Here is a 22,839-nt window from a genome sequence, read left to right as displayed (position 1 = left end):
TCTTGCCTAGGCCAGCGTACCGGCACGGCGCCCGAACACGACGCCGGCTGCAAGCCCGGAACCACCGGGGTAGTTCGCGGAGAAGAGGCCACCGAGCATTTCGCCGCAGACATAGAGCCCGGGCAGGTGCTCGCCCGCCTCGTCCAGCACGCGGCCGTGGGTATCGGACTTCAGGCCGCCGAAGGTGAAGGTGATGCCGCAAGTGACCCCGTAGGCGTAGTACGGACCGGTGACCAGCGGGTGGCCCCAGTTCGACTTCCGCGGCACGGTGTTTGCCGCGCGGCCATCCTTGACGTTCGGATCGAACGGCTTGGAGGTATCGATCGATTCGTTGTAGTCGGTGATGGTCTTGGCCAGGGCCGCGGGATCCACGCCGATCTTCGCCGCCAGTTCCTCTACGGTGTCGGCGGATTCCACCGAGATGCCGGGCATGTCATATTCCTCGGTGCGCAGCATCGGGCGCAGCGTGGCGTCGAAGATCTGGTAGGCGATCGAGTCGGGCTGCTGCAGGATGACCTTGCCGTACTTGGCATAGGTGTAGTTGCGGAAGTCCTCGCCCTCGTCCAGGAAGCGCTCGCCGCGGTTGTTCACGATGATGCCCAGCGGGTAGCTCTGGCGGGTCAAGCGGTTGGTCAGCTCGCGGTTTGACTCGTTCTTGGCGGTGAACGCATCCCACTGCACCGAGTGGCAGGTTCCCCAGTCCCCGCCCTTGGCCGCTCCTGCGGCCAGGCCGGCGGTGATCATGTCGCCGTTGTTGAAGGCGGTGCCGCGAATCTTGGCGTTCTCCCAGCCCTCTCCGAGGTGCTTGCGGCGCATTTCCGGGTTGGATTCGAAGCCTCCGGCCCCCAGGACCACGGATTCGGCGCGCAGTTCCTGCACGCTTCCGTCCTCGGCGCGGACCTTCACGCCCTTGACGGCGCCGCCCTCGAGGATCAGGTCAAAGACGTCCTGTCCGTAGCGGACTTCGGTGCCGAGCTTCTCGGCCACGGCAACGTGGTCGGCCATCAGGCCCTCGCCGCCGCCAACGTTTCCGACATGCAGGCCGCCCCAGAAGAGGTAGCTGCCGTCCTCGCGTTCGTAGGCCTGGCGCTCGTACATCAGGCGGTACTTCAGGCCCAGACCCTGGAGCCAGCGCAGGCCCGGTGCTGCCTCATTGACCAGGACCTCGGTCAGTTCCGGGTCGTTGCGCCCCTCGGTGACCTTCACGAGGTCGGCGGCGTACTCGGCGGCCGAGTACGGCGGGACCTCGCTGACGGCGTGGCGGTCGTCGTATTCGATGAAGTCGCGCAGGTCATCGATGCCGTTGTGGGCGATGCGGGTCGCGCCCGCCGTGTAGTAGCTGTTTCCGCCGAAGAGCTCCTGCGGCGCCTTCTCGAGCAGAAGCACCTTGCGTCCGCGCACCGCCGCGGCGTGTGCCGCGGTGAAGGCGGCGTTGCCGCCGCCCACGACGATGACATCTGCCACGTGTTCGTTGCCTGCTTCGTTTACCGTGCTGCTCATCGCGAGCCTCCCTGTCTTCGACCCCGTCCGGAGCCTTCTGGATACGAGTGTATACACAAATATACAGAGTGCGCCAGAGGGTCGACATCCTCCAGGTGCTCGTCCGGTTCAGCCCGGCTATTCCCCGATCCAGCGGTAGCGGTGTTCCGGGCGGCCCGGCGCGCCGTACTTGGGCCGCAACTCCGCGAGCCCGCGGCCAGTCATCATCTCCAGGTACCGCCGCGCACTCACCCGCGAGATTCCGCAGCCCTCGGAGACCTCGGCTGCGGACATGTCGCCGGCCCCGCCCCTGCCTGCCGCCTCGCGCAGCGCCTGGCCCACCAACTGGACCGTTGGCTGGGAAAATCCCTTGGGAAGCGGCGCGCCGGAGTCGACCGGGGCCGCCGCGCCGCGGCTCGCGGCCCGGCCTTCCGGCTCGCCCGCTCGTAGCATGAAATCGATATCCCCCTGGTCCAGAATGGGTCCGACTTCGGGGGCGGCCTCGGATCGGGCGACCCGGAATGCCTCGAGCCGACGGTTGAAGTCGGTCACGGTGAAGGGCTTGACCAGGTAGTCGTCGATTCCACGACCCACGGCGAACCGCACGGTGTCGCGTTCGCTGGCGGCGGTGATCATGATGACTCCCGTCTCGTGCCCGCTGCCGCGCAGGTCCTCCAGCACCTGCAGGCCATCCATGTCGGGGAGGTTCACGTCGAGAAGCACCAAGTCAACGGGCTGCTCCTCGAGGAACGCCAGGACCGGCCCGCCGCGCTCGAGCACGCCCGCCACCTCGAAACCGTCCAGCGCGTCAACGTAGCGGGCGTGCAGGCGTGCGATATCCGGATCGTCGTCGACAATCAGCGTCCTGATCATGCAATTTCCCCCACTTCGCTTCCCGGCAGCACCGTTGCTGCCAGCCAGTTCCATTCGACGGTGATCATGGCCCCGCCCAGGTCGCCCGAGGACACTTCAACCGAGCCGGCACGGCGCCTGATGACCCGGTCGACCAGCGCCAGCCCGATACCGTGTTGCACTCCGGCCCCCGGCTTGCTGCTCACCCCGCGCCTAAAGACCTCCTCGACCGCGCTCGGGGCGATGCCCGGGCCGCTGTCTTCCACACAGATCCGCAGTCCCTTCGCCCCGGCATTCAGCAACAGCCGCACCTGCCCCCCGTCGCCGGCGGCCTCGATCGCGTTGCTCAGCAGGTTGCCCACCACCGTCAGGGCGTCCTCATCGGCGCGCCAATCCGGCTCGGTGCCGGACTCCGGATCGACCACCAATCGCACCCCGGCTTCCCGCGCGTTGGCCGCGTTGGCGCCAACGAGTCCCGAGAGGGCCGGGTCCCCAAGGCTACCGGCCTCGGCGCCGAGGGTCGCGCCGCTGATTCTTTGCAGGTATTCCGCCGCCTCCCCCGGTTCGCCAAAGGACAGGTAGCCGGACAGCACGTGCAATCGGTTGGAAAATTCGTGGGCCTGCGACGCCAAGGCATCGGCCAGGCTTCGCTGGCCCTTCAGCTCGCGCAAGGTGGCTTCCATTTCGGTCCGATCCACCAGGGTCAAGGTCCGGCCCAGCGATTTGCCGTTGGCCAACGCCTCTCGGCGGGTTGCCACCAGGATGCGTTCCCCCGAGAGGACGAATTGCGTTTCCTCTGCTTCCGGGGCCTCGCTGCTGAGCTGGGCGTGGACGGTCGGGTCGAGCACGTCGGCGGCCTTTGCACCCACAACCTCGCCCTCCAGCCCCAGCAACCGCCGCGCTTCGTCGTTCACCAGGGTCAATCTTCCCTCAGTGTCAACACCCACGACACCGTCATGCACGCTGAAAAGCAGCGCCTGCTGGGACTGCAGCAAGCCCGCGACGGCCTCCGGCTCCACTCCGTAGATCCGTCGGCGTACCACTCTCGCGGTCAACGCCGAGGCAATTGTTCCCAGCGCCGCGGCCCCAAGGATCCAAGGTGCAACCGTTCCCACGACGTCGAGCAGCTCACCGCGGATATCGCTCTGCAGGATCCCCACGGACACAGTACCGACCACTTCACCGTCGAACCACACAGGCTCCTTGGCCCGCAAAGTAACGCCCTGCGGGCCGTCCTCCGTTCCCCGGAAGGACTCGCCGGCGCGCACCGGGTCATGGTCCGACGACACGGGCTCCCCGATGCGGTCCGGATCCGGGTGTGCCACCCGAATTCCTGCCAGATCCGCCACCGTCACATACCGGACGCCCGAGACCGCCGTCGCCAGATTCGCGATGGGTGCTATCACCTCCGTGGCCCGGGGCTTCCCCAGATGCTCCTGGACAGTCTCCTGGGCTGCCATTTGCACGGCCACGGTGTGGACACGGTCGAAGGCCACCTCTTGTGTTCGGTGGTCCTCGAAAGCCAGGACCACAATCGAGACCGCGCCCATCAGCCCCAGCACGATCCCCAACTGCAACGCCAGCAGCTGCGCACGGCGGCGGTTTTTCGATAGGGAATGCACGTCGATCCAGGCCTCTTCCAGGTCTCGTTGACTTTGTTTTCTTTACTGTTCTTATGAACTAAAGCACATTTTCGCTGTGCCTCAGATCACTTCTCTGGCACCTTTGTGGTCGAGGGACCCGCCAATGACACCCGGTCCACCACCCATGAGATTACGGATGAAAATGAGCAAGAGCATAATCAAGAAGACGCTATACGGCACCGTCGTCGCTGTCGTGGCGGGTCTGGCACTGGTCAATGCGGCCGCAAGCGGAGGCGAGGCGACCGCGCGTTCGAAACTCGTCCTCATGGCCCCGGCGGCACCCGGCGGCGGCTGGGACGGGTTCGCCCGCGAGTCGCAGCAGGCCCTGAAGTCCGGTGGCGTGGTGAACAACGCGCAGGTCGTCAATGTGCCGGGTGCCGGCGGAACCATCGGCTTGAGCCAGTTCGTCCAGATGCACGGTCGCCACGACATGTTGATGGTCACCGGCGGCGTCATGGTCGGCGCCATCGAACTCGCCGACTCCGAGTCCACCTTCGACGACATCGTTCCCATCGCCCGGCTTGCAGATGACTACGCCGTGTTGGTGGTACCGGCCAAATCGGAGTTCCAGACGCTGGATGACTTCATCAAGCGCTGGAAGGAAGATCCGGGCGGAACATCGATTTCCGGCGGTTCGCTGGGGTCCATCGACCACCTGCTGACGGGTCTGGTCGCGCAGAAGGTCGGCATTGATCCGCTCAAGACCAACTACATCGCCTACTCCGGCGGCGGCGAGGCGCTGACCTCCATGCTTTCCGGGACCACCGTCGGCGGCATCTCCGGCTACAACGAGGTTGCCGACCAGATCGAAGCCGGAACCCTGCGCGCGTTGGCGATTTCCTCGGAGGAACGCCTCCCCGGGGTCGACGTTCCCACGTTCAAGGAACAGGGCGTCGACGCCTCGATGGCCAACTGGCGCGGCGTTGCCGCTGCCCCGGGCATCACGGAGGAGCAAAAGCAGGAATTCGTGGACATCGTCTCCGAGTATCGCCAGACGGAGCACTGGCAGGGAGCGCTTGAACGCAATAGCTGGACGGACAGCTTCATGACCGGCGACGAATTCGAGGAGTTCATCGACTCCGAGGTCACCATCACCAAGGACATCGTGGAAGGGCTGGGACTGTGAAGACGATAGAAGATTCCCCCGCTACCGGGCGGAAGACAGAGGACTACCCGGTGCGAATCACCGGCTTCTGGTCGGGTCGCAGCGAACTGATCGTCCCGGCACTGGTCTTCACCCTTGCCGGTTTCCTCAGCTACGGAACCGCCACCATGGAGGTGATGGGCACCAGCGTTCCGGGGCCGCAGTTCTTCCCCACCATCGTTTGCGTGTTGCTCTTCCTCATGGCGGCCATCCACACGATCCAGATCCTGCGCACCAGGCGTTTCCCGCACGCCGACAGCGAGGGGCACAACCCCGATTTCTCCAGCGACATGCTCGGAGACCTGGGCGACACCGAGGGCAAGTCGATCTATGGCCCCACCGCACCGCCCTCCGCCACCGGCAAGCGAAAAGCCTATTCGGACTGGAAGACGTTGGGCACGGTCATCGGCGGCGTGGCCGCATTCATTGTGGCGCTGCCCGTCCTGGGCTGGATTCTCAGCGCCGCCGGCCTCTTCTGGGTCGTCTGCCGTGCACTGGGCAGCAAGCGCCCGCTCTTCGACATCAGCATCTCGATCCTGTTTTCCGCGGTCATCCAGCTGGCCTTCAACGCCGGCCTCGGCCTCAACCTGCCCTCCGGCTTCTTGGAAGGACTGATCTGACATGGAATCCATAACCATGCTCATGGAGGGGTTCGCCTCGGCCCTGACACCCATGAATCTCCTGTGGGTGCTGATCGGTGCGGTCCTCGGCACCGCGGTGGGCGTATTGCCAGGTCTCGGCTCGGCCATGGCCGTTGCCCTCCTGCTGCCCATCACGTTTTCACTGGATCCAACCGCGGCATTCATCATGTTCGCCGGCGTCTATTACGGCGGGCTCTTCGGGGATTCAACCTCCGGCATCCTGCTGAACACGCCCGGCAACTCATCGGCCATCGCCTCCACCTTCGAAGGCCACCGCATGGCCCTCGACGGCAGGGCTGCCAAGGCATTGGCCACCGCCGCCATGGGTGCCTTCATCGGCGGACTCATCGCCACGACGGTCGTGGTCTTCTTCGCCCCGGTGCTCGTCAAGATGGCAACGGCGTTCGGCCCCGCCGAATACTTCGCCCTGGCAGTCTTCGCGTTCCTCGCGATTTCCTCCGTGGTTTCCGACTCGGTGGTCAAGGGCCTGCTGTCCCTGGGACTGGGTCTGGTCCTCGCACTGGTCGGCGTTGACGGACCGTCGGGAACGGCGCGCTTTACGCTGGGCCTGCCGCAGCTCTTCGACGGCATGTCAATCGTGGTAATCACCGTCGGGCTGCTGGCGCTCGGCGAAGTCCTTCACATTGCCTCGCGCATCCACCGCGACGATGCGGCCACGCGGGTCGAGTCCAAGGGCAAGCCCCGCCTGGACCTGCGGGACATCCGGCGGGCGCTTCCGGCCTGGCTGCGTGGCACGGCATTCGGTGTACCGTTCGGCGTCATCCCCGCCGGCGGTTCCGAGATCCCCACCTTCCTGGCCTATGGCACCGAAAAGAAGCTCGCTGCCCGCAACGGCGACACCGACTTCGGCACCAGCGGGTCCATCCGGGGCGTTGCCGCCCCGGAAGCGGCGGCAAACGCGACCGCCGGCACCGCCATGGGCGCACTTCTCGCACTGGGCCTTCCCACCTCGGCGACGGCGGCCATCATGCTGGCGGCCTTCCAGCAGTACGGAATGCAGCCAGGTCCCCTGCTGTTCGAACGCAGTGGCCCGATGGTCTGGACGCTGCTCGCGTCGCTGTTCATCGGCTTGGTCATCCTGCTGATCCTGAACATGCAGTTCGCCGTGCTCTGGGCCAAGCTCCTGCTCATTCCCCGGCACTACCTCTACGCCGGCATCACCGTGCTCTCGGTACTTGGCGTCTACGCGATCAGTTCATCGATCGTTGACCTGTGGATCCTGCTGGCCATCGGGCTGCTGGGCTTCCTGATGCGCCGCTACAAGTTCCCGCTCGCGCCCGTGCTGATCGCGGTGATCCTCGGCCCCCTGGCCGAAACGGAACTGCGCCGCGCGCTGACCGTCTCGGAAGGCGACCTGTCGATCCTGGTCGGCAGCCCCGTCACCCTGGTGCTCTACGGACTATTGGTGATCGCCCTGCTGATCACCGGTATCCAGCACCTGCGCCACAGCAAGGCGGCAAGGAGCCAGGCACCGAAATTCGACTCCGACAGAATCGGCGTCTAGGCACTCAGATCCCGAACTAGAAACATCCTGAAATGGGAGGTCGTCACGGTCCAACTGTGACGACCTCCCATTTCTTAACAGACAAGGCCACCGTTATACAACCAAGCGTTGGGCCGAACTAGATGACCCGCGGCGCCTTGGCCAGGTTGGCCGTCAGTTCTTCCGCGTTTTGCCGCACAACGTAGGACGGGCGGTCGCGCTCCACCCGCCAGCTCTCGGCCAGCGGGCCGATGTTGACGGTGTCGAAGCCGAATTCGTCGTACAGTCGGGTGACGAGCGCCGCCGCGTCCTCGTGGTCACTCGCGGTGGCTAAGGCACGGCGATTTTCGATGCCGGTCGGTGCACCGGTGGTCGTGATTTCCGCGGCGAGGATGTGGTTGAAGCCCTTGGCCACCCGGGATTCCTTCAGATGTTCCTGGACCAAGCCGGAAGTCGTGGCTTCACCGTCATCCAGCGCCGGTATTCGGCCATCGCGCTCCCAGTAGTAGTTGATCGTGTCGATCACGATCTTTCCTGCCAGCGCTTCGACGGGAAGGTCCGTGTAGTTCCCCAGCGGAATGGTGGCCACCGCGAAGTCGCCCGCCTCCGCGGCCTCGGTCGCAGTGGCGGCACGGGCCCGCGGTCCCAGTTCGGCCACCAGGTTCATGAGGGTTTGTGGCCCACGCGAATTGCCGATGACCACGTCATATCCCAGTTGCACGGCCTTGCGCGCGACCTGGGATCCAATGTGTCCTGCTCCGATGATTCCGATGACAGTCATGTGGGTTCCAACGATGCCCTCTGGGCGTCACATTCCCGTGCGTCTCCAGGTTGCGCGGTGGACTCTACTTGGCGGGTCGCGAAGTAAAACGACAGAATGGTCCCATGGCCGAGACCGCAACGAGTCCGCGGTGGGAAACCCACCCTGTCACGCCGGAGAACTTCGAGGATTTCGCCGACGTCATCAATCCGACCCGGCGGGACACCCATTGCTGGTGCCTCTCGCACCGCCTGGGCGTCAAGGACATCAACGAGCTCGGCGGCGGCAGTCGCGAGCACGCCATGCGCAGGCTCTGCGAGCGGGAGCACCCGCCCGGGGTCATCACCTATCGCGACGGCGAACCCGTCGGATGGTGCAGCATCGGGCCGCGGGCCGAGATCCCCCGCCTGGCCGCCTCGAAGTTGATCCGTCCCGTGGACGAGGTCCCGGTGTGGAGCATCATCTGCGTCGTGGTGCGCAGCGGTCACCGGCGGCAGGGAGTGACGGCCCACCTGCTGGAGGGGGCCGTGGAGTACGCGGCTTCCCGCGGTGCACCGGCCATCGAGGCGCACCCCGTGGATCCGGACGGGCGCATGGACACCACCATGGCGTTCGTCGGAACCCGGGCGATGTTCGAACAGGCAGGGTTCCGCGTCATCGGCACCACCGACGCGGTGGCCAGCAGGATGACGCGGCTCATCATGCGCCGCGACCTCTGACGGTGAACCGGGCCCTGCAGCCCGTCTTTAGGTGAGCGACCAGGAGCGCTTGGACAGCCCGAACCAGAAACCGTCAATGGCGGTCTTGGCCTCGATGCCACCGGAGGCATAGGCGGCGCCGAGGGCGACATAGAGCGGCGCCCAGTGCTCGGAGCGCGGGTGCGCCTCGCGGGCGGCCGGGGCCTTGTGCAGGAAGTCCAGGATGGAATCCACGTCCCCGCGCGCCATGGCCTCTTCGGCCCAGTGGTCGAATTCGCTCGAGGCGGCCGGTGGCGTCGTGTCGGGTCCCCCGGCCGGGTTGAACCAGCGCAGGTTGTGGGTGGTGAAGCCGGAGCCGATGATCATGGTGCCGCGGTCGCGCAGCGGTGCCAGGGACTGGCCGAGCTCGAACAATCCCTGCGGGTCCAGCGTCGGCATCGACATCTGCACGACCGGGACGTCCGCGTCGGGGAACATCTCCTTGAGCGGGACGTAGGCGCCGTGGTCAAGGCCGCGGGTCTCGTCGCGCTCCACGTGGTGGCCGTGGTTGCCGGTCAGCCGGGCGACCTCGTCGGCCAGCTCCGGTGCCATGGGCGCGTCGTAGCGCACGTCGTAGTAGTGCTGCGGGAAACCCCAGAAGTCGTAGACCAGCTCCTGCTTTTGGTGGGTGGCGCTCAGGGAAACGGGCGCGTTCTCCCAGTGCGCGGAAATCATCAGGATGTCCTTGGGCTTTTCCATGGTCGCCGACCAGCCGGCCAGCTGGGAGGTCCAGGTGGCGTCGTCAGCGAGTGGCGGGGCGCCGTGGGAGAGGAAGAGTACCGGTGGGCGTTCGGCTGCAGTGGTCATGCGACAAGCATACACCAAATTTAGTTGATGCTTCAAGCAATGTCGGGGTGGGTATCTCTGGCCGGGAGTAGATCCGGTCAGAACGGGTAGTCGGCAATCTCCGGTCGCATGGTCAGCCACTGCGTTTCGGTGAATGCCTCGATGTTCGCCGCGGCCCCGCCAAAACGCGACCCGGTGCCCGAGGCGCCCACGCCGCCGAACGGGGCATTGGCCTCGTCCGAGACGGTCTGCTCGTTGATGTGGATCTTGCCGGAGTGCAGCCTGTCGGCGATCCGCATGGCCATCCCCACCTCGCCCAGGATGCCGACCGAGAGGCCGTACTCGTTGGCGTTGACCTTCTCGATGAGCTCGTCGATATCGGCGAATGCCGCGACCGGCGCGACGGGGCCGAAGATCTCCTCCTTGAAGGCGGGATTGTCCAGCGCCAGGTCCGCCAGCACCGTCGGTGCGTAGAAGAGCCCGTCGAAGGTGCCGCCGGCGGCAAGCCGGCCGCCGGCCATCACCGAGGCATGGACGATGTGGTCGATGTTTCCCAGCTGGTGCTCGTCGATGACCGGGCCCAGCGCCACCTGCCCGGTGTTCGGGTCCCCCACCGGGATGTTCCGGGCCTTCCCGGAAAGCGCGTCAACGTACGCATCGTGGAGCGACTCGTGGACGAAGTGGCGCCCGGTGCTCATGCAGATCTGTCCCTGGTGCATGAAGGAACCGAAGGCACCGGCGGAGGCGGCCTTGGCCAGGTCGGCGCCGGGAAGCACGATCAGCGCGCTGTTGCCTCCCAGCTCCAGGTGGGCGCGCTTCAGGTGCCGGGCCGCGGCCTCGCCGACCTTGCGCCCCGCCGCGGTGGAGCCGGTGAAGGACACCACCCGGACCTCGGGTGCCTCGACCACTGCGGCCCCGACGTCGGCGCCGCCGGGCAGCAACGAGAGGACGCCGGCGGGAAGGCCCGCTTCCTCAAAGATCCGCATCAAGGCCACGCCACCGCAGACGGCCGTGCGGGGGTCGGGCTTGAGCAGCACCGCGTTGCCCAGGGCCAGCGCCGGCGCCACCGAGCGGATGGAGAGGATCAGCGGGAAGTTGAAGGGCGCGATCACGGAGACGACGCCGGCGGGGCGGCGCCGGGCGAAGGACCAGCGGTCCTCGTTGGAGGTGAGCACCTCGCCGTGGGGGTGGGAGGGAAGCGCGGCGGCCTCCCAGCATTCCTGGGCCGCGGTATGTGTTTCAAGTCCTGCCTTGGCCGGGATGCTTCCGGCCTCGCGGACGAGCCAGGACTGGATCTCCTGGGCGTGCTCCTCCCAAAGATCCCCCGCCCGGCGCAGTACCGCGGCCCGCTCCTCGGGCTTCTTGGCCGCCCACGCCACCTGCGCCCGGGCGGCCGCGGTTGCCGCACGCAACACGTCCTGGACCGAGGCGACGCCCAGGCTGCCCAGGACGTTTCCCGTGGCCGGCTCCATGACATCGCGGGTTCCGGCCGTCCCCTGCACCCAGCCGTTGATGTTGATCTTTGAGCTCCACAGTGATTCCTCGAGCAATGACACGGTGACTCCTTTTCGGGTCGGTGGCTGTCCGGCAAGGTCGTGCGGGATTCAGGGCCAGGGCTTTCAGTCATCGCCGGCGGCCCTGGCCTTGTTCCGCGCCCTGCGCTTTCCACGCTATGCCAGGGCGCGGTGCCAGTCCATGGAATGGGCAGACGAGGGCACCTGGTGACTGCCGGCAAGTCCGCCCACTTCGCTTCCCCGGCCGCGGGGACCGGATCTCCAGACCGCCGAATGATGCCTCCGTCTGCATCCGAGCCGTCCCTTCCAGGTCAGGGGGAACTCGGGCGGACACGGCCTGCGTGGCGCCCGGAGGTTGGCCTTTGCCTTCGGCGGCCCGCCGCATTGAGGCGAGCCGCCAAGTTGCAGGTGCATGCACCGGGGAGCCCCGGGTCGGCCTACTCGGCCCAGGCCGATCCCCGGATGACCTCCACGAAGTCGCCTCGCTTGAATCCCGGGACGAAGTGGGCCAGCACGTCGGCCTTGACGTTGCCGAAGGTCGTGTCGGGACGGTCCTTGAGTCCGTTGGCAAACGCGGCCAGGATCTGGTTCTTGAAATCCGGGCGCGGGTGCGCCGCCACGACGGCCTTGCGCTGCTCGTCGGTGATCGCGTCGTAGCCGAGTCCCAGCACGTCGAGCTCGACGCCGCGGGTGACCAGTGCGATCTCCGGCGCCATGTGCAGCGGGATTTCCGGGGTGGTGTGCAGCGCAATGCCCGACCACACCTTGTCCGCCGCTTCGCCGGTGATTCCGTAGTCCCCCAGGAAGCGGCGCGCCTCGTCGGCGGCGTCGATCTCGAAGCGCTGGTCGGTGCGGCGGTACTTGTCCGTGAGGCCCAGGTCGTGGAACATCGCCCCGATGTACAGCAGCTCGGGGTCGTAGTCGAGCCCCTGCTCCGCGCCGCGCAGCGATCCGAAGACGAACACGCGCCGGGAGTGGTTGTACACGAGCTCGGTGGCCACCTCGCGCAGGAGCTCGGTGGCGTCGCGGGCCATCTTGCTGTCGGGGATCCGGATACCTGCAATGGACTCGGTCATGGGTGCTTTCCGCCTTCTGGAACTCGTATTGCCAATGGTGTCCCCTCCATCCTGGCCGAGCGGGCTATGCTGGCGACATGTCTTTATTGCCTACTTGCCCTCGATTTCGGACATGAGCCTCCGAATCGGCCTGATGGTCTTCGACGGCATGACCATGCTTGATGCCAGCGGGCCCGCAGAGGTGTTCAACCTCGCCGACCCCGCACGGGAGCACTACGAGGTCGCCTACGTCTCGCCCGCGGGAGGGCCGGTGGTTTCCTCCTCGGGGTTGGAGCTCTCGCGGACAATTGCTGCAGCCGATGCCGGAAAGGTGGACACGTTGCTGGTCGTCGGAGGGGCATCCCTCCCCGACGGCGGGGTGCCCCCGAACCTCCTGGAAGCCGTGGATGGCCTCGCCGGCGGCGCGCGGCGGGTCGCCTCGGTGTGCACCGGGGCGTTCATCCTGGCCGAGCTGGGCTACCTCAACGGCCGGCGGGCAACGACCCATTGGCGGCACGCGCATGCCCTGGCGGCACGGTATCCGCGCATCAACGTGGAACCGGACGTCATCCACGTCCGCGACGGCCGCTACCTGACCTCTGCCGGCATCAGCGCGGGCATCGACTTGGCACTGGCCATCGTCGAGGACGATCTCGGCGTCCGGACCGCACGGGAGACTGCCCGCGAACTGGTGGTGTTCATGCACCGACCCGGCGGCCAAGCCCAGTTCTCCACGGCACTGAGCACCCCGCCGGTGCAGAACGGGTTGCTGCGCACCCTCATGGATTCGGTTGTGGCCGATCCCGCCGACGAGCACACCGTCGCCTCGATGGCAGCGGCCGCCGGGGTGAGCGTGCGCCACCTGAACCGGATCTTCCAGGCCGAGGCCGGCACGACACCGGCTCGCTGGCTCGAACGGGTGCGAGTCGATGCGGCGCGCTCGCTCATCCTCGACGGCCACCCCATGACGCTCGTGGCACAGCTCAGCGGTTTCGGCAGCGACGAGACGCTGCGGCGCGCGTTTGCCCGGCAACTCGACACCACCCCGACCAGCTTCCGGGACCGCTTTGCCACGACCCGGCAGGTCCGCGCAGTCCCCGGCGTTTTGCCGGGCGGGTGACGGCCCGCCATCAAGGCAAGGCCCGGGTGCCAAACGGCGACGGAGCTCTTGACTGCGTCCCATCGATCAGCATGGAGAGTTTCGCGTCGCCACCCGTTTCCGGCAGCTGTCGATGGGCCGAGCCGGCTGCGCGGCATGGGCACCGGGCCGGTCGAGGACGAGTTGCGTGAATCGCCCTCGATCCGGCCCGGATCCCGGTCCTTGTCCCTGGTGGCCGGCTGCACGAGATTACACGGCAAGGGCCTGTGCCGTCGCGGCCGCATGCCGCCGCGTGATTTCCACGTAGGTTTCGGCGTTGGCTCGGCAATGTTGCACCTCGGCGTCGGTCAGTTCGCGGCGCACCTTGGCCGGCACCCCGGCAACCAGCGAGCGCGGCGGAACCACCGTGCCCTCGAGCACCAGCGCGTTGGCGGCGATGAGCGAGCCCTCGCCGATCACCGCGCCGTTGAGCACCGTGGCATTCATCCCGACCAGCGCCCCGTCTCCCACCGTGCAGCCGTGGAGCACCGCACCGTGGCCGATGTTCACGAAGTTCCCGATGCTTGTCGGGAAGCCCGGGTCGGCGTGGAGCACGGCGTTGTCCTGCAGGTTGCTGTGCGCGCCCATCCGGATGGATTCCGTGTCGGCCCGAAGCACCGCGCCGTAGAAGACACCGGATCCGGGGCCGACGCCCGCGTTCCCGACGATGGCGGCGGTTGGCGCCAGCCAGGCCGTGTCGTCGATCTCCGGGGTCTTTCCGTCGAGGGTGATGATGGTGGCCATTGGCTTCTTTCTGTGTAAGTGTGCGGGATCAGGAGGAGATTGCCAGCAGCGGCACCAGCAGCGAGGTCACGAAGAGCACCAGGGCGCCGCCGAGCCGGTTGGTCAGCGCGGCGAAGGGCATCAGGTGCATGCGGTTTGCGGCACTGAGCACCGCGACGTCTCCGCTGCCGCCGGTGTCGGCCATGACCAGGCCCGGGGTGATGGAGGCCTCGACGAAGTTGAACTTCATGAGCCAGCCCAGGATGCCGGAGGTCAGGGTCGCGATCAGCACCGTGGCAACGGTCAGCACGATGAACTTCGGGTTGCTCAGCGAGGCAACGACCTCGCCCATGTCGATGTAGCTGATGCTCACGCCCACCAGCAGCGCCGGGACCATGGTGGCACCCACCATGTCGCCCCAGTCGGCGGTGGATTCCTCGATGTCCTTGGGCAGCCAGCCGAAGATCTTCACCGCGGCGGCGGCAATGATGGTCCAGGCGTAGGGGTGCAGGACCTCGAGGTAGGAGCCGACCAGCTGGCCGAAGATGAACAGCGCGCCCGCGAAGAGCAGGCCCTTGCCCAGGGCGATGAACGAGGAGGCCTCGTTCTTCGGGGGCAGGGAAAGCTCGGACTTCTTGCCCTTGATGCGCATCAGCTCGCCGTGGCCGTTGAAGCCGACGAAGAACTGCTTGCGGGTCTTGCCCAGGCCGTTGTAGATGCCGGCGATGATGATGCACACGATGTTGGCGACCACGACGGCGGACATCAGGTCCCCCATGAACGTCGCGGAGTCCAGGCCGGTGCGGGAGGCGTACATCTCGCTCATGGGCAGTGCGCCCACGCCCAGGCCGCCGGCCATGATCGGGGCGGCGATGAACAGGATGCCCTCCATGAACCCGAAGCCGGTGGCCGCGCCCAGCAGCCCGACGAGCACGAAGGTGGCGACCAGGCAGCCGACCAGCGGCACCGCGAAGCGCGGTCCGGCCTTCAGCAGCAGGGCGCGCGGCATGCCCAGGATGGAGCCGGCGATGATGGTGATGACGAAGAAGTCCAGGAAGCCGTGTCCCTTGACGAAGTTCGCCACGACCTCCACCAGGTTCGCCGGCAGCAGGTTGAAGGACATCAGCGTGGCGGGGATGAAAGTGCACAGCACCGTGGGCAGGCCGAAGTCGCGCACCACCGGGAACAGGTTGCCGATCCAGATCAGCAGCCCGCCGAGCAGGATCGTGACGGTGAAGCCCGAGAGCATGGAATCGGGCAGCTTGCCGGTGGCCGCGGCGATGAACACCATGGCGGCCAGCACGATGAAGAGCGCCGCCGGCAGGCTGGCGATCCGGGTGCCGCGCGGGCCGGCAAAGTGCGTGCCGCGCAGCTTGCCGACGGTGGCCTCCACGCGTCGCTGGACGCCTGGCTCGTCGGGGTGTTGGCCGTCAAGGGTGGGGGTGGGGTTTTCAATCTGAGACATCGTCGTCCTCGCAGAATGATGGGGCGCACCGGGCTCCGGGCGGAGTCTTGCGGTGTGCGGTGGATGGGAGTGGTGTTAGTGCCCGGTCAGGGCGTTGGACTCAAGTGCCGGAGAGTTGGAGACCGCGTCGCGGCCCAGCTGCACGGCCCGGGTGAGCGCGGCCTCGTCGATGCCTGTCTCGTGCCCTGCGGCGTGCAGGTGCGCCACGAGTTCCTCGGTGGCGAGGTTTCCGGCGGCACCCGGGGCGAATGGGCAGCCGCCGTAGCCTCCCAGCGCGCTGTCGAAGCGGGTGATGCCCGCTTCGATCGCCGCATCGACGGTGTCCAGCGCCTGCCCGTGGGCGTTGTGCAGGTGGAGGTAGTAGGTCAGCTCCGGCTCCTTGTCCTGGATGTGGCGCACCGACTCCATGAGCCGCCCGGTGGGGGTGGTGCCCAGGGTGTCTGCCAGGCCGATCTGGGTGATGCCCATGGCCTTGAACCCGCGCACCACGCGCAGCAGGTGGCCGGGATCGATCTCGCCCTCGAAGGGGCAGGTGAAGGCGGTGGAGATCCCGGCGAAGAAGTTGATGCCGGGATGGGCCGCCACGTCGGAGCCCAGGGATTCGAGCGCCTGCTCGATGCTGGATCCGGCATTGGCGCTGCTGTGGGCCTGGCTGGCGGAGGTCACTACCTGGAGATCGGTGGCGCCGGCCGCAACTGCACGCACGATCCCCTTGCCGTTCAGGGCCAGGGCGGTGAATGTCGCCCCGCTGCCGGCCGGCAACCCCGCCAGCACTGCCGCGGCGTCACCCATCTGCGGCACGCGGGCCGGGTTGACGAACGAGGCGACCTCGAGCCGCTTCACCCCAGCGGCAAGCAGCGCGTCTGCGATTTCGAGCTTGTCGGACGTGGAGACGATGACTTTTTCGTCCTGCAGCCCGTCGCGCAGGAAGACGTCGGTGATCTGGATCCGCATGTCAGTTCTTCTCCTTGGCGCCGAGCGAGTTGATTTCGAGGGTGCTCAGGCCGGCGAGGTCCGCGAGGACCTCGTGGGTGTGTTCGCCTAGCTCCGGGCCGATCCAGTTCACGCGGCCCTCGTGCCCGGGGAGTTTGGGGACCACGCCCGGGAAGCGGATGAGTTCCGGCTCGTCCTCGATGATGACCTCGTGGGTCTGGATCATGTCGCGGGCCAGGTAGTGCTCGTCCTTGGCGATCGAGGGGGCGTCGTAGACCGGTCCGGCGGGGACGCCGGCGGTGTCAAGTGCCGTGAGCACCTCGGCCAGCGGCTTCGAGGAGGTCCAGGCGGCGATGGCGCCGTTGAGCTCCTCTTCGCGCGCGCCGCGCCCCTCGGTGGTCAGCAGGGTTTCGTCGGCGGCCAGGTCGTCGCGTCCGATGGCCTTCATGAGGCGGACGAACACGGAGTTCGAGTTCCCGCCGATCACCACTTCCAGCTCGTCCCCGCACGGGTAGGAGCCCGTGGGCACAACGCCGGGAAGCGCGCCGCCGGTGCGCTTGCGGACCATGCCGTAGGCGTCGTAGTCCGGGACCAGGGATTCGAGCAGGGAGAAGACGCCCTCGTAGAGCGCCACGTCGACGATCTGCGGGCCCTCGCTTTTCACGCCCTGGGCCTTCTGGAACATCAGCATCAGTGCGCCGATCACGCCGTAGAGACCCGAGACGGTGTCCCCGACGCTGGCTGCCGCGCGGCCCGCCGGGCGGTCCGGTTCGCCGGTGATGTAGCGCAGGCCGGCGAAGGACTCGGCGGAGCTGCCGAATCCGGCACGGTTCTTGTACGGGCCGGTCTGGCCGTAGCCGGAGATGCGGACCATGACCAGGTTCGGGTTGGCCGCGTGCAGTTCCTCGGGGCCCAGTCCCCACTTTTCCAGGGTGCCCGGGCGGAAGTTCTCGATCACGACGTCGGTCTTGGCCACGATCCGCAGGACGGCCTCGCGGCCCAGCTCGCTGCGCAGGTCCAGCGCGACGGATTTCTTGTTGCGCCCCATGGTGCGGAAAAGCATCGAGGTGGTGCCGCGGGTCTTGCGCCAGTCGCGCAGCTCGTCGCCGCCCTCGGGCTTTTCGATCTTGATGACTTCGGCCCCGAAGTCACCGAAGAGCCGTGCGGCGAACGGGGCGGCAATGAAGCTTCCGAGTTCCAGTACGCGGATTCCCTCGAGCGGCAGGGTGCTGCCCGGGAGGTGGAGATTTTCAGTCATGGTTGTGGCCCTTTATTCGGTGACTTCTTCAGAACTTCCCATACAGTGGGATATGATTCCTTGTGAGCAGGAAGACCATAGCAAGTGATCCAGCGCACAGCAAGGGGCGCGTCGGCAATAACTGCCCCGAGGGCCTCCCGGGACCTGTGACGCCGGGATCGAATGGCTCCCTCACCTGCTCGTTCCGCAATTCCGGAAAAGCACGTCACATAGCATGGTCGGGGAAACGATTCCCGCCCTCCAACCGAAACACCAGGAGTCAGCCATGGCCGAGCCGGCAACCACCAGCAACCGCATGCTTGAACGCGTTGCCATGGTCCTTGACGCGGTGGAGGGTTCCTCCGCCTCGGCCAGCGAACTGGGACGGCGCACCGGATTGTCGGTGTCGACTGTCCACCGCCTGGCCCTGTCCATGGTGGAGTATGGGTTCCTGCGCCGCATCGACGACGGCGATTTCAAGCTGGGCCACCGCTTCGTGCGCACCGCGCTGGAATCCATCGCGACCCCCATCCTCACGGAGCTGCGCAACGTCACCGGGGAGACGGCGCAATTGTGGATTCGCCGGGGAGAACGGCGCATCTGCCGGGTGACGGTGGACAGCCAACACGAACTCAAGGCCACCCTTCCGGCGGGATCCGCGCTGGAGCTGCCCAACGGTTCGAGCGGGCGGCTGCTGTCCCACGACCCCGAGGCCCTGGAGTCCGTGGAAGAACACGGATGGGTCGAATCGGTGGGCCGGCGCACCCCCGGCCTGGGCTCGGTCAGCGCGCCCGTGATGCTGCGCGACCAGATGATTGCCACGCTGTGCCTGGCCATGCCACTGAGTCGGGTTGAGGTCTCCCCCGGCCGGGACTTCGGGGAGAACCTGGCCCGGGCGGCACGGATGGTCGGCACGGAACTGGAAACGGCCAAGCAACTGTAGTGATTGGCGGGCGCTCAGAGACCCCAGGCCCGCGCGTTTTCCAACGCCTGTTCCACGTCCGAGGCCTCCAACTTCCGATAGAGGCTGCGCATCTGGGTCTTGACGGTGTTTTCGGACCGGTAGCCCGCCTCGGCGATCTGCCGCCGCGTCATTCCCGCGCGCAATTGCCTCAAGATCTCCTGCTCCCGCACGGTTAGGACCGGCCGCCTGGGCAACGGCGCCGGCGCGAGATCCAGCGCATATCCCAGGCGTTGGAGTTCGTCGGGCTCCAGGTCCAGGGACCTGCCCACCTCTGACCATCCTGGAACCATGCCCAGGATCGCGAGTTCATACAAGACTCCCGAGTCCCGGTGCTGCTGCTTCACGCGCAGCAACGCCGCCGGCGTCGGGCCCAGGGGGTTCCGGGCGGCGATATCTAGGTACAGCGCCAGGTTTCCCCGCCATCGCATGCCCCCGGTGGGCGGGACTTCCTGCAGGGCCGCCAGGGCCGCGTCGGGATTCCCGCCCAGCAGGTGGCCGAGCGCCACCAGCAGCGGATCCCTGTTTTCGATCCCGGTTCCGCTGCGCACGCCGCCGCTTTCCAGGATCTCGGCCAACAGGAGCGTGTCGTCGAAAAGCCGCCGCGCCAGGGGCGCGGCCGCCGCGAAGCGACGATCCCGGCGCAGTGAAGAGATCAGTGTCCTGGCCGCGTCAAAGATGCCGGCATTGAGTTTTTGCAGGGCCAGCAGTTGGGCATGCACCGACCAGAATTCGTCGTTGTCCACCATGGGTGGCAGGGTCTCCATCACCTCGTCGAATCCCGCGTAGTCGAGGCGGGCCAGGGCCAGGAACGCCCGGGCCATCATCGCGGTGCGCTCCACCATCTTCCGCCCCCACCCGACGTCCCCGATGGCTGCATCGTGCTCGGCCAGCCAGCGCAGCGCCGTGTCGCTGCCGCCTTCTAGGACATCGAGCAGGGCAAGCTTTCCCGCCAGGTCCGCCAGCAGGAAGGCCTTTCCGGAAACTTGCGCCCAGTGGAATCCCCGCTCATAGGCCGCCCGCGCCTGCACGTCCCGGCCGGCCAGCTGAAGCGAGATGCCGATTTGGAGTTCAATCAGCGACACCAGTGCCGGGTTGACCCGTTGGGTATCGAGCGCCCGGTGCAACGCGTCGCGCAGCCGGGTGCCTGCCACGGCGGCCTCCTCATACAGACCCGCCAGCCGCAAATGGAGCATCTCCAGGATGCCCACTGTCAGGGCGTGGGCATTGGGCTTGCGGTAGAGCCGCAGGGTGTCCCGGTGCAGGCGCTGGGCCGTTTGGTTGGTGTCGTAGTCGGGTTCGAACCCCGGGAGCTGCTGGGCCATCCCGTCCCGGTCACTCTGGCCGAGGATGCGCAGGCCGACGCGCATGTACTCCGTTTGCTCGGAAATGAAGCGCGGGATCTTGGCCGCAATCACGCCCAGTTGCCGGGGGTTGCCGATGAAGATGTCCACCCACCGTTCCAGCAGCAGGTTCAACAGGGCAGGCCAGCTGCGGCGCGCCACGGCCGAATCCACGGCCTCGCCCACCCCGCGGGTCGCGGCCATCGCGTTGACGGCGGCCTGCTCCAGGACGGCAATGCGTTCACGCCCGCGCAGCCCGACCCGTTCGGCGAGCACCTTGCGCACCATCAGCGGCATCATCCAGCCGCCGCGCCCGTCGGACTGCACCAGCCCCGCCTCGACGAGCTCCTCCAGGGTATGGACCACCAAGGAAAATTCCCCGTAGAACGCCTCCACGGTGCGCCGGTCGAACGCGGGCAGGAACGCGGCCTCGGACAATTCCCCGTCGGGGTCGCGGTTGGCCAGCCAGACGGCCAGGCCGTTGCGGATGATCTGCTGCGCGCGGCTTTGGGCCTGCGGATCGGCGGCCAGGACCCGGGTCGCGGCAAACCACCCTCCGGACAACTCGTGGATGCGGTGGGCGTCGAGTTGGCCGACTCGTGCCCCGGCGCCAATGAGCTGCTCCGTCTCCCCGGCATCCAGCAGCAGGTCGCGATGGTTTGCCACCCGGCAGGGGGCCCGCGAGGCCAGTTCCCAGATGGAGGCGCCCGGAGGCAGGATGACGGCCAGATGCAGCGCCTTGTCCGCGCGCAGCCGATCGACCAGCCGGTCCGTTTCGGCCGCCACGTCGATTCCCCCGCCGGAGAAGTCAAGCAGCTCCCCGGAACGGTTCCCGATCCACGAGCGGGCGAAGGTGTCTCGTCCGGTGCCGGCGGCGGCGCGGATGAAGAGCAACCTGTAGCCGGAGTCGTCCCAGGCGAGGAATCTCGCGATGGCCGGGTGTATGGCCTGCCGGTCGAATGGGGCCCCCATGCCACCTTCTTCCTTGTCCTCTCGACCCGACCCCCTGCGTGCCGAGGCGACGGTTCAGGGAGCCATACCAACGATGCCGCCCGGCAACACTGCGGCGGGCGATTTGATACCTCATCCTAAGCGACGGCACGCCGTTTTGACCCTCTGGAACGGCACCTGAACCTCCTTGCGGTGCGCCCGCGGCAGTCAGGGAGTCCGGTGCCGCGCCGGGCTGCCGAAGCCATGGGGCAGGGCCCGGGGATTGTCCGTTCCAACACATCTGCCAGCCGCAATACCCCGACTCGCCTAGAATTGGGCTTAATCCCCGAGCCGCGTCGCAGGCGTGTTGCCCTCCCCGCACGCCCCCTGACCACACTTCTTCTGAACGGACCCCCTATGCCCTCCCTGTCCGCCGCGCCAGGCGCCGCGCCGACTCCCCTTGAACGCCAATCGGTGCTGCGCACCCTGCGTTCCCCGCGGTTGCTGGGCGTGGAGATCCTCGGCGGGCTGGTGGTGGCGCTCGCGCTGATCCCGGAGGCGATCGCGTTCTCGATCATCGCCGGGGTCGACCCGCGCGTCGGGTTGTTCTCCGCCTTCACCATGGCGGTGACCATCGCGGTGGTCGGCGGCCGCCCGGCGATGATCTCGGCGGCCACCGGGGCGGTGGCGCTGGTGATCGCACCGCTGGTGGCAAGCCACGGCGTGCACTACCTGGTCGCGGCGATCCTGCTGGCGGGCGTGTTCCAGGTCCTGCTGGCGGTGCTGGGCGTCGCGAAGCTGATGCGCTTCATCCCCCGCCAGGTCATGGTCGGTTTCGTCAACGCGTTGGCGATCCTGGTGTTCATCGCCCAGCTGCCCGAGCTCATGGACGTGCCGTGGCTGGTCTACCCGCTGCTGCTTCTGGCCCTGCTCATCGTCTTCGGGCTGCCGCGGCTCACCACGAGGGTCCCGGCCCCGCTGGTGGCGATCGTGGCGCTCACCCTGATCACCGTCCTGGCCTCGCTCACGGTGCCGACGGTGGGCGACAAGGGCGAGCTGCCTTCCTCCCTTCCCGAGCTGTTCTTCCCGCAGATCCCGCTGGACCTCGAGACCTTCAGGGTCATTGCCCCCTACGCGCTGGCGGTGGCCTTCGTGGGTCTGCTCGAGTCGCTGATGACCGCGAAGCTGGTCGACGACGTCACCGACACCGCGTCCAACAAGACCCGCGAGGCCTGGGGCCAGGGCGTGGCCAACCTGGTCACGGGGTTCTTCGGCGGCATGGGCGGCTGCGCCATGATCGGCCAGACCATGATCAACGTGAAGGCCTCCGGGGCCCGGACCCGGATCTCCACGTTCCTGGCGGGTGTCTTCCTGCTGGTGCTGGTGGTGGTCTTCGGCGACGTCGTGGCGCTGATCCCGATGGTTGCGCTGGTCGCGGTCATGATCTTCGTGTCGTGGGCGACCTTCGACTGGCACAGCATCCGGCCCTCCACGCTGCGCCGCATGCCCAAGAGCGAAACCTCGGTCATGCTCATCACCGTGGTGGCCACGGTGTCCTCGCACAACCTGGCCGTGGGCGTGGGAGCCGGAGTGCTCACCGCGATGGTGCTCTTCGCCCGCCGCGTGGCGCACTTCGTCACCGTCAAGCGAACAGTGGATGCCGCGGGCGAGACCGCCACCTACACGGTCAACGGCGAGCTCTTCTTTGCCTCGTCCAACGACCTGTACACGCAGTTCCAGTACGCCCTGGACCCGGGACACGTTCTCATCGACATGCACGCCTCGCACCTCTGGGACGTCTCCACGCTCGCGGCGCTCGAGGCGATCACCGCCAAGTACGAGGCCGGCGGCAAGCGGGTGGAGATCGTGGGCCTGAACGAGGCGAGCGCGGCCATGAAGGAGCGCATGGCCGGGCACCTGGGCTGACCGCCTGGGAGCCTTACTCCTTCTCCCCCGGGTCACCATCGGCAACCGACAGCCCTCCCGGATTTGGC

At 67.2% G+C, this 22,839-nt stretch carries 19 protein-coding genes; 7 read left to right on the top strand and 12 right to left on the bottom strand.

The window, feature by feature from the left end:
- Window positions 1–6: 6 nt before the first annotated feature.
- The 3 genes from tcuA to AC6CHY_RS17670 form a co-directional block, all read right to left on the bottom strand.
- The gene (tcuA, locus tag AC6CHY_RS17680; RefSeq protein ID WP_217387044.1) at window positions 7–1,500 is read right to left on the bottom strand and encodes an FAD-dependent tricarballylate dehydrogenase TcuA; all 1,494 of its coding nucleotides are present in this window, start codon (window positions 1,498–1,500) and stop codon (window positions 7–9) included.
- Window positions 1,501–1,617: 117 nt separating this feature from the next.
- Window positions 1,618–2,352, bottom strand: a complete 735-nt coding sequence (locus tag AC6CHY_RS17675; protein WP_217387043.1) for a response regulator — start codon at window positions 2,350–2,352, stop codon at window positions 1,618–1,620.
- Window positions 2,349–3,953 (bottom strand): sensor histidine kinase, encoded by a 1,605-nt coding sequence (locus AC6CHY_RS17670; protein ID WP_217387042.1) that lies wholly within the window; start codon window positions 3,951–3,953, stop codon window positions 2,349–2,351. Before AC6CHY_RS17670 ends, AC6CHY_RS17675 begins: the two co-directional genes overlap by 4 nt.
- 163 nt (window positions 3,954–4,116) lie before the next feature.
- Between AC6CHY_RS17670 and AC6CHY_RS17665 the strand changes: the two genes are divergently transcribed.
- Genes AC6CHY_RS17665 through AC6CHY_RS17655 form a run of 3 tightly spaced genes read left to right on the top strand, consistent with a single transcriptional unit; the run spans window position 4,117 to window position 7,284 of the window.
- On the top strand, window positions 4,117–5,100 hold the full coding sequence (locus AC6CHY_RS17665; RefSeq protein ID WP_498227584.1) for a Bug family tripartite tricarboxylate transporter substrate binding protein: 984 nt from the start codon (window positions 4,117–4,119) through the stop codon (window positions 5,098–5,100).
- Entirely contained in the window at window positions 5,097–5,738 is a 642-nt protein-coding gene (locus tag AC6CHY_RS17660) for a tripartite tricarboxylate transporter TctB family protein (RefSeq protein ID WP_498227583.1), read from the top strand. Before AC6CHY_RS17665 ends, AC6CHY_RS17660 begins: the two co-directional genes overlap by 4 nt.
- Before the next feature lies 1 nt (window position 5,739).
- Window positions 5,740–7,284 (top strand): tripartite tricarboxylate transporter permease, encoded by a 1,545-nt coding sequence (locus AC6CHY_RS17655; RefSeq protein ID WP_498227582.1) that lies wholly within the window; start codon window positions 5,740–5,742, stop codon window positions 7,282–7,284.
- Between the two features lie 118 nt (window positions 7,285–7,402).
- On the opposite strand, the gene AC6CHY_RS17650 is transcribed toward AC6CHY_RS17655, so the two are convergent.
- Complete coding sequence (locus tag AC6CHY_RS17650; RefSeq protein WP_498227581.1) at window positions 7,403–8,044, bottom strand: NADPH-dependent F420 reductase; 642 nt, start codon at window positions 8,042–8,044, stop codon at window positions 7,403–7,405.
- Window positions 8,045–8,148: 104 nt separating this feature from the next.
- Between AC6CHY_RS17650 and AC6CHY_RS17645 the strand changes: the two genes are divergently transcribed.
- Window positions 8,149–8,742: a GNAT family N-acetyltransferase gene (locus tag AC6CHY_RS17645; RefSeq protein ID WP_498227580.1), complete on the top strand. Its 594-nt coding sequence runs from the start codon at window positions 8,149–8,151 to the stop codon at window positions 8,740–8,742.
- A gap of 27 nt (window positions 8,743–8,769) precedes the next feature.
- On the opposite strand, the gene AC6CHY_RS17640 is transcribed toward AC6CHY_RS17645, so the two are convergent.
- The 3 genes from AC6CHY_RS17640 to AC6CHY_RS17630 all read right to left on the bottom strand — a co-directional run bounded on the left by AC6CHY_RS17640 (window position 8,770) and on the right by AC6CHY_RS17630 (window position 12,136).
- Window positions 8,770–9,567, bottom strand: coding sequence for a dioxygenase family protein (locus AC6CHY_RS17640; protein WP_217387037.1), 798 nt, complete (start codon window positions 9,565–9,567; stop codon window positions 8,770–8,772).
- Window positions 9,568–9,644: 77 nt separating this feature from the next.
- Window positions 9,645–11,102 (bottom strand): benzaldehyde dehydrogenase, encoded by a 1,458-nt coding sequence (locus tag AC6CHY_RS17635; protein ID WP_498227579.1) that lies wholly within the window; start codon window positions 11,100–11,102, stop codon window positions 9,645–9,647.
- A gap of 395 nt (window positions 11,103–11,497) precedes the next feature.
- On the bottom strand, window positions 11,498–12,136 hold the full coding sequence (locus AC6CHY_RS17630) for an HD domain-containing protein (protein ID WP_498227578.1): 639 nt from the start codon (window positions 12,134–12,136) through the stop codon (window positions 11,498–11,500).
- A 112-nt stretch (window positions 12,137–12,248) separates the two neighbouring features.
- Between AC6CHY_RS17630 and AC6CHY_RS17625 the strand changes: the two genes are divergently transcribed.
- Window positions 12,249–13,235, top strand: a complete 987-nt coding sequence (locus AC6CHY_RS17625; protein ID WP_498227577.1) for a GlxA family transcriptional regulator — start codon at window positions 12,249–12,251, stop codon at window positions 13,233–13,235.
- A gap of 228 nt (window positions 13,236–13,463) precedes the next feature.
- Here the strand turns inward: AC6CHY_RS17625 and AC6CHY_RS17620 are convergent, their stop codons facing one another.
- The 4 genes from AC6CHY_RS17620 to AC6CHY_RS17605 all read right to left on the bottom strand — a co-directional run bounded on the left by AC6CHY_RS17620 (window position 13,464) and on the right by AC6CHY_RS17605 (window position 17,632).
- A complete protein-coding gene (locus tag AC6CHY_RS17620; RefSeq protein ID WP_498227576.1) occupies window positions 13,464–13,997 on the bottom strand; it encodes a gamma carbonic anhydrase family protein in 534 nt (177 codons plus the stop codon).
- 28 nt (window positions 13,998–14,025) lie between these two features.
- The gene (locus AC6CHY_RS17615) at window positions 14,026–15,441 is read right to left on the bottom strand and encodes a 2-hydroxycarboxylate transporter family protein (protein WP_498227575.1); all 1,416 of its coding nucleotides are present in this window, start codon (window positions 15,439–15,441) and stop codon (window positions 14,026–14,028) included.
- 75 nt (window positions 15,442–15,516) lie between these two features.
- Window positions 15,517–16,395 carry a hydroxymethylglutaryl-CoA lyase gene (locus AC6CHY_RS17610; RefSeq protein WP_498227574.1) on the bottom strand — a complete coding sequence of 293 codons (879 nt, stop codon included), beginning with the start codon at window positions 16,393–16,395 and terminating at the stop codon, window positions 15,517–15,519.
- A gap of 1 nt (window position 16,396) precedes the next feature.
- Entirely contained in the window at window positions 16,397–17,632 is a 1,236-nt protein-coding gene (locus AC6CHY_RS17605; RefSeq protein WP_498227573.1) for a CaiB/BaiF CoA transferase family protein, read from the bottom strand.
- Between the two features lie 265 nt (window positions 17,633–17,897).
- Between AC6CHY_RS17605 and AC6CHY_RS17600 the strand changes: the two genes are divergently transcribed.
- Entirely contained in the window at window positions 17,898–18,554 is a 657-nt protein-coding gene (locus AC6CHY_RS17600; RefSeq protein WP_498227572.1) for an IclR family transcriptional regulator, read from the top strand.
- A gap of 14 nt (window positions 18,555–18,568) precedes the next feature.
- Here the strand turns inward: AC6CHY_RS17600 and AC6CHY_RS17595 are convergent, their stop codons facing one another.
- Entirely contained in the window at window positions 18,569–20,887 is a 2,319-nt protein-coding gene (locus tag AC6CHY_RS17595) for a helix-turn-helix transcriptional regulator (RefSeq protein WP_498227571.1), read from the bottom strand.
- 375 nt (window positions 20,888–21,262) lie between these two features.
- Here AC6CHY_RS17595 and AC6CHY_RS17590 point away from each other — a divergent pair, with 375 nt between their 5' ends.
- The gene (locus AC6CHY_RS17590) at window positions 21,263–22,771 is read left to right on the top strand and encodes a SulP family inorganic anion transporter (RefSeq protein ID WP_498227570.1); all 1,509 of its coding nucleotides are present in this window, start codon (window positions 21,263–21,265) and stop codon (window positions 22,769–22,771) included.
- Window positions 22,772–22,839 lie beyond the last annotated feature (68 nt).

The sequence above is a fragment of the Paeniglutamicibacter sp. GQ140 genome (assembly GCF_059759235.1).
This window is presented reverse-complemented; position numbering and strand designations above follow the sequence as displayed.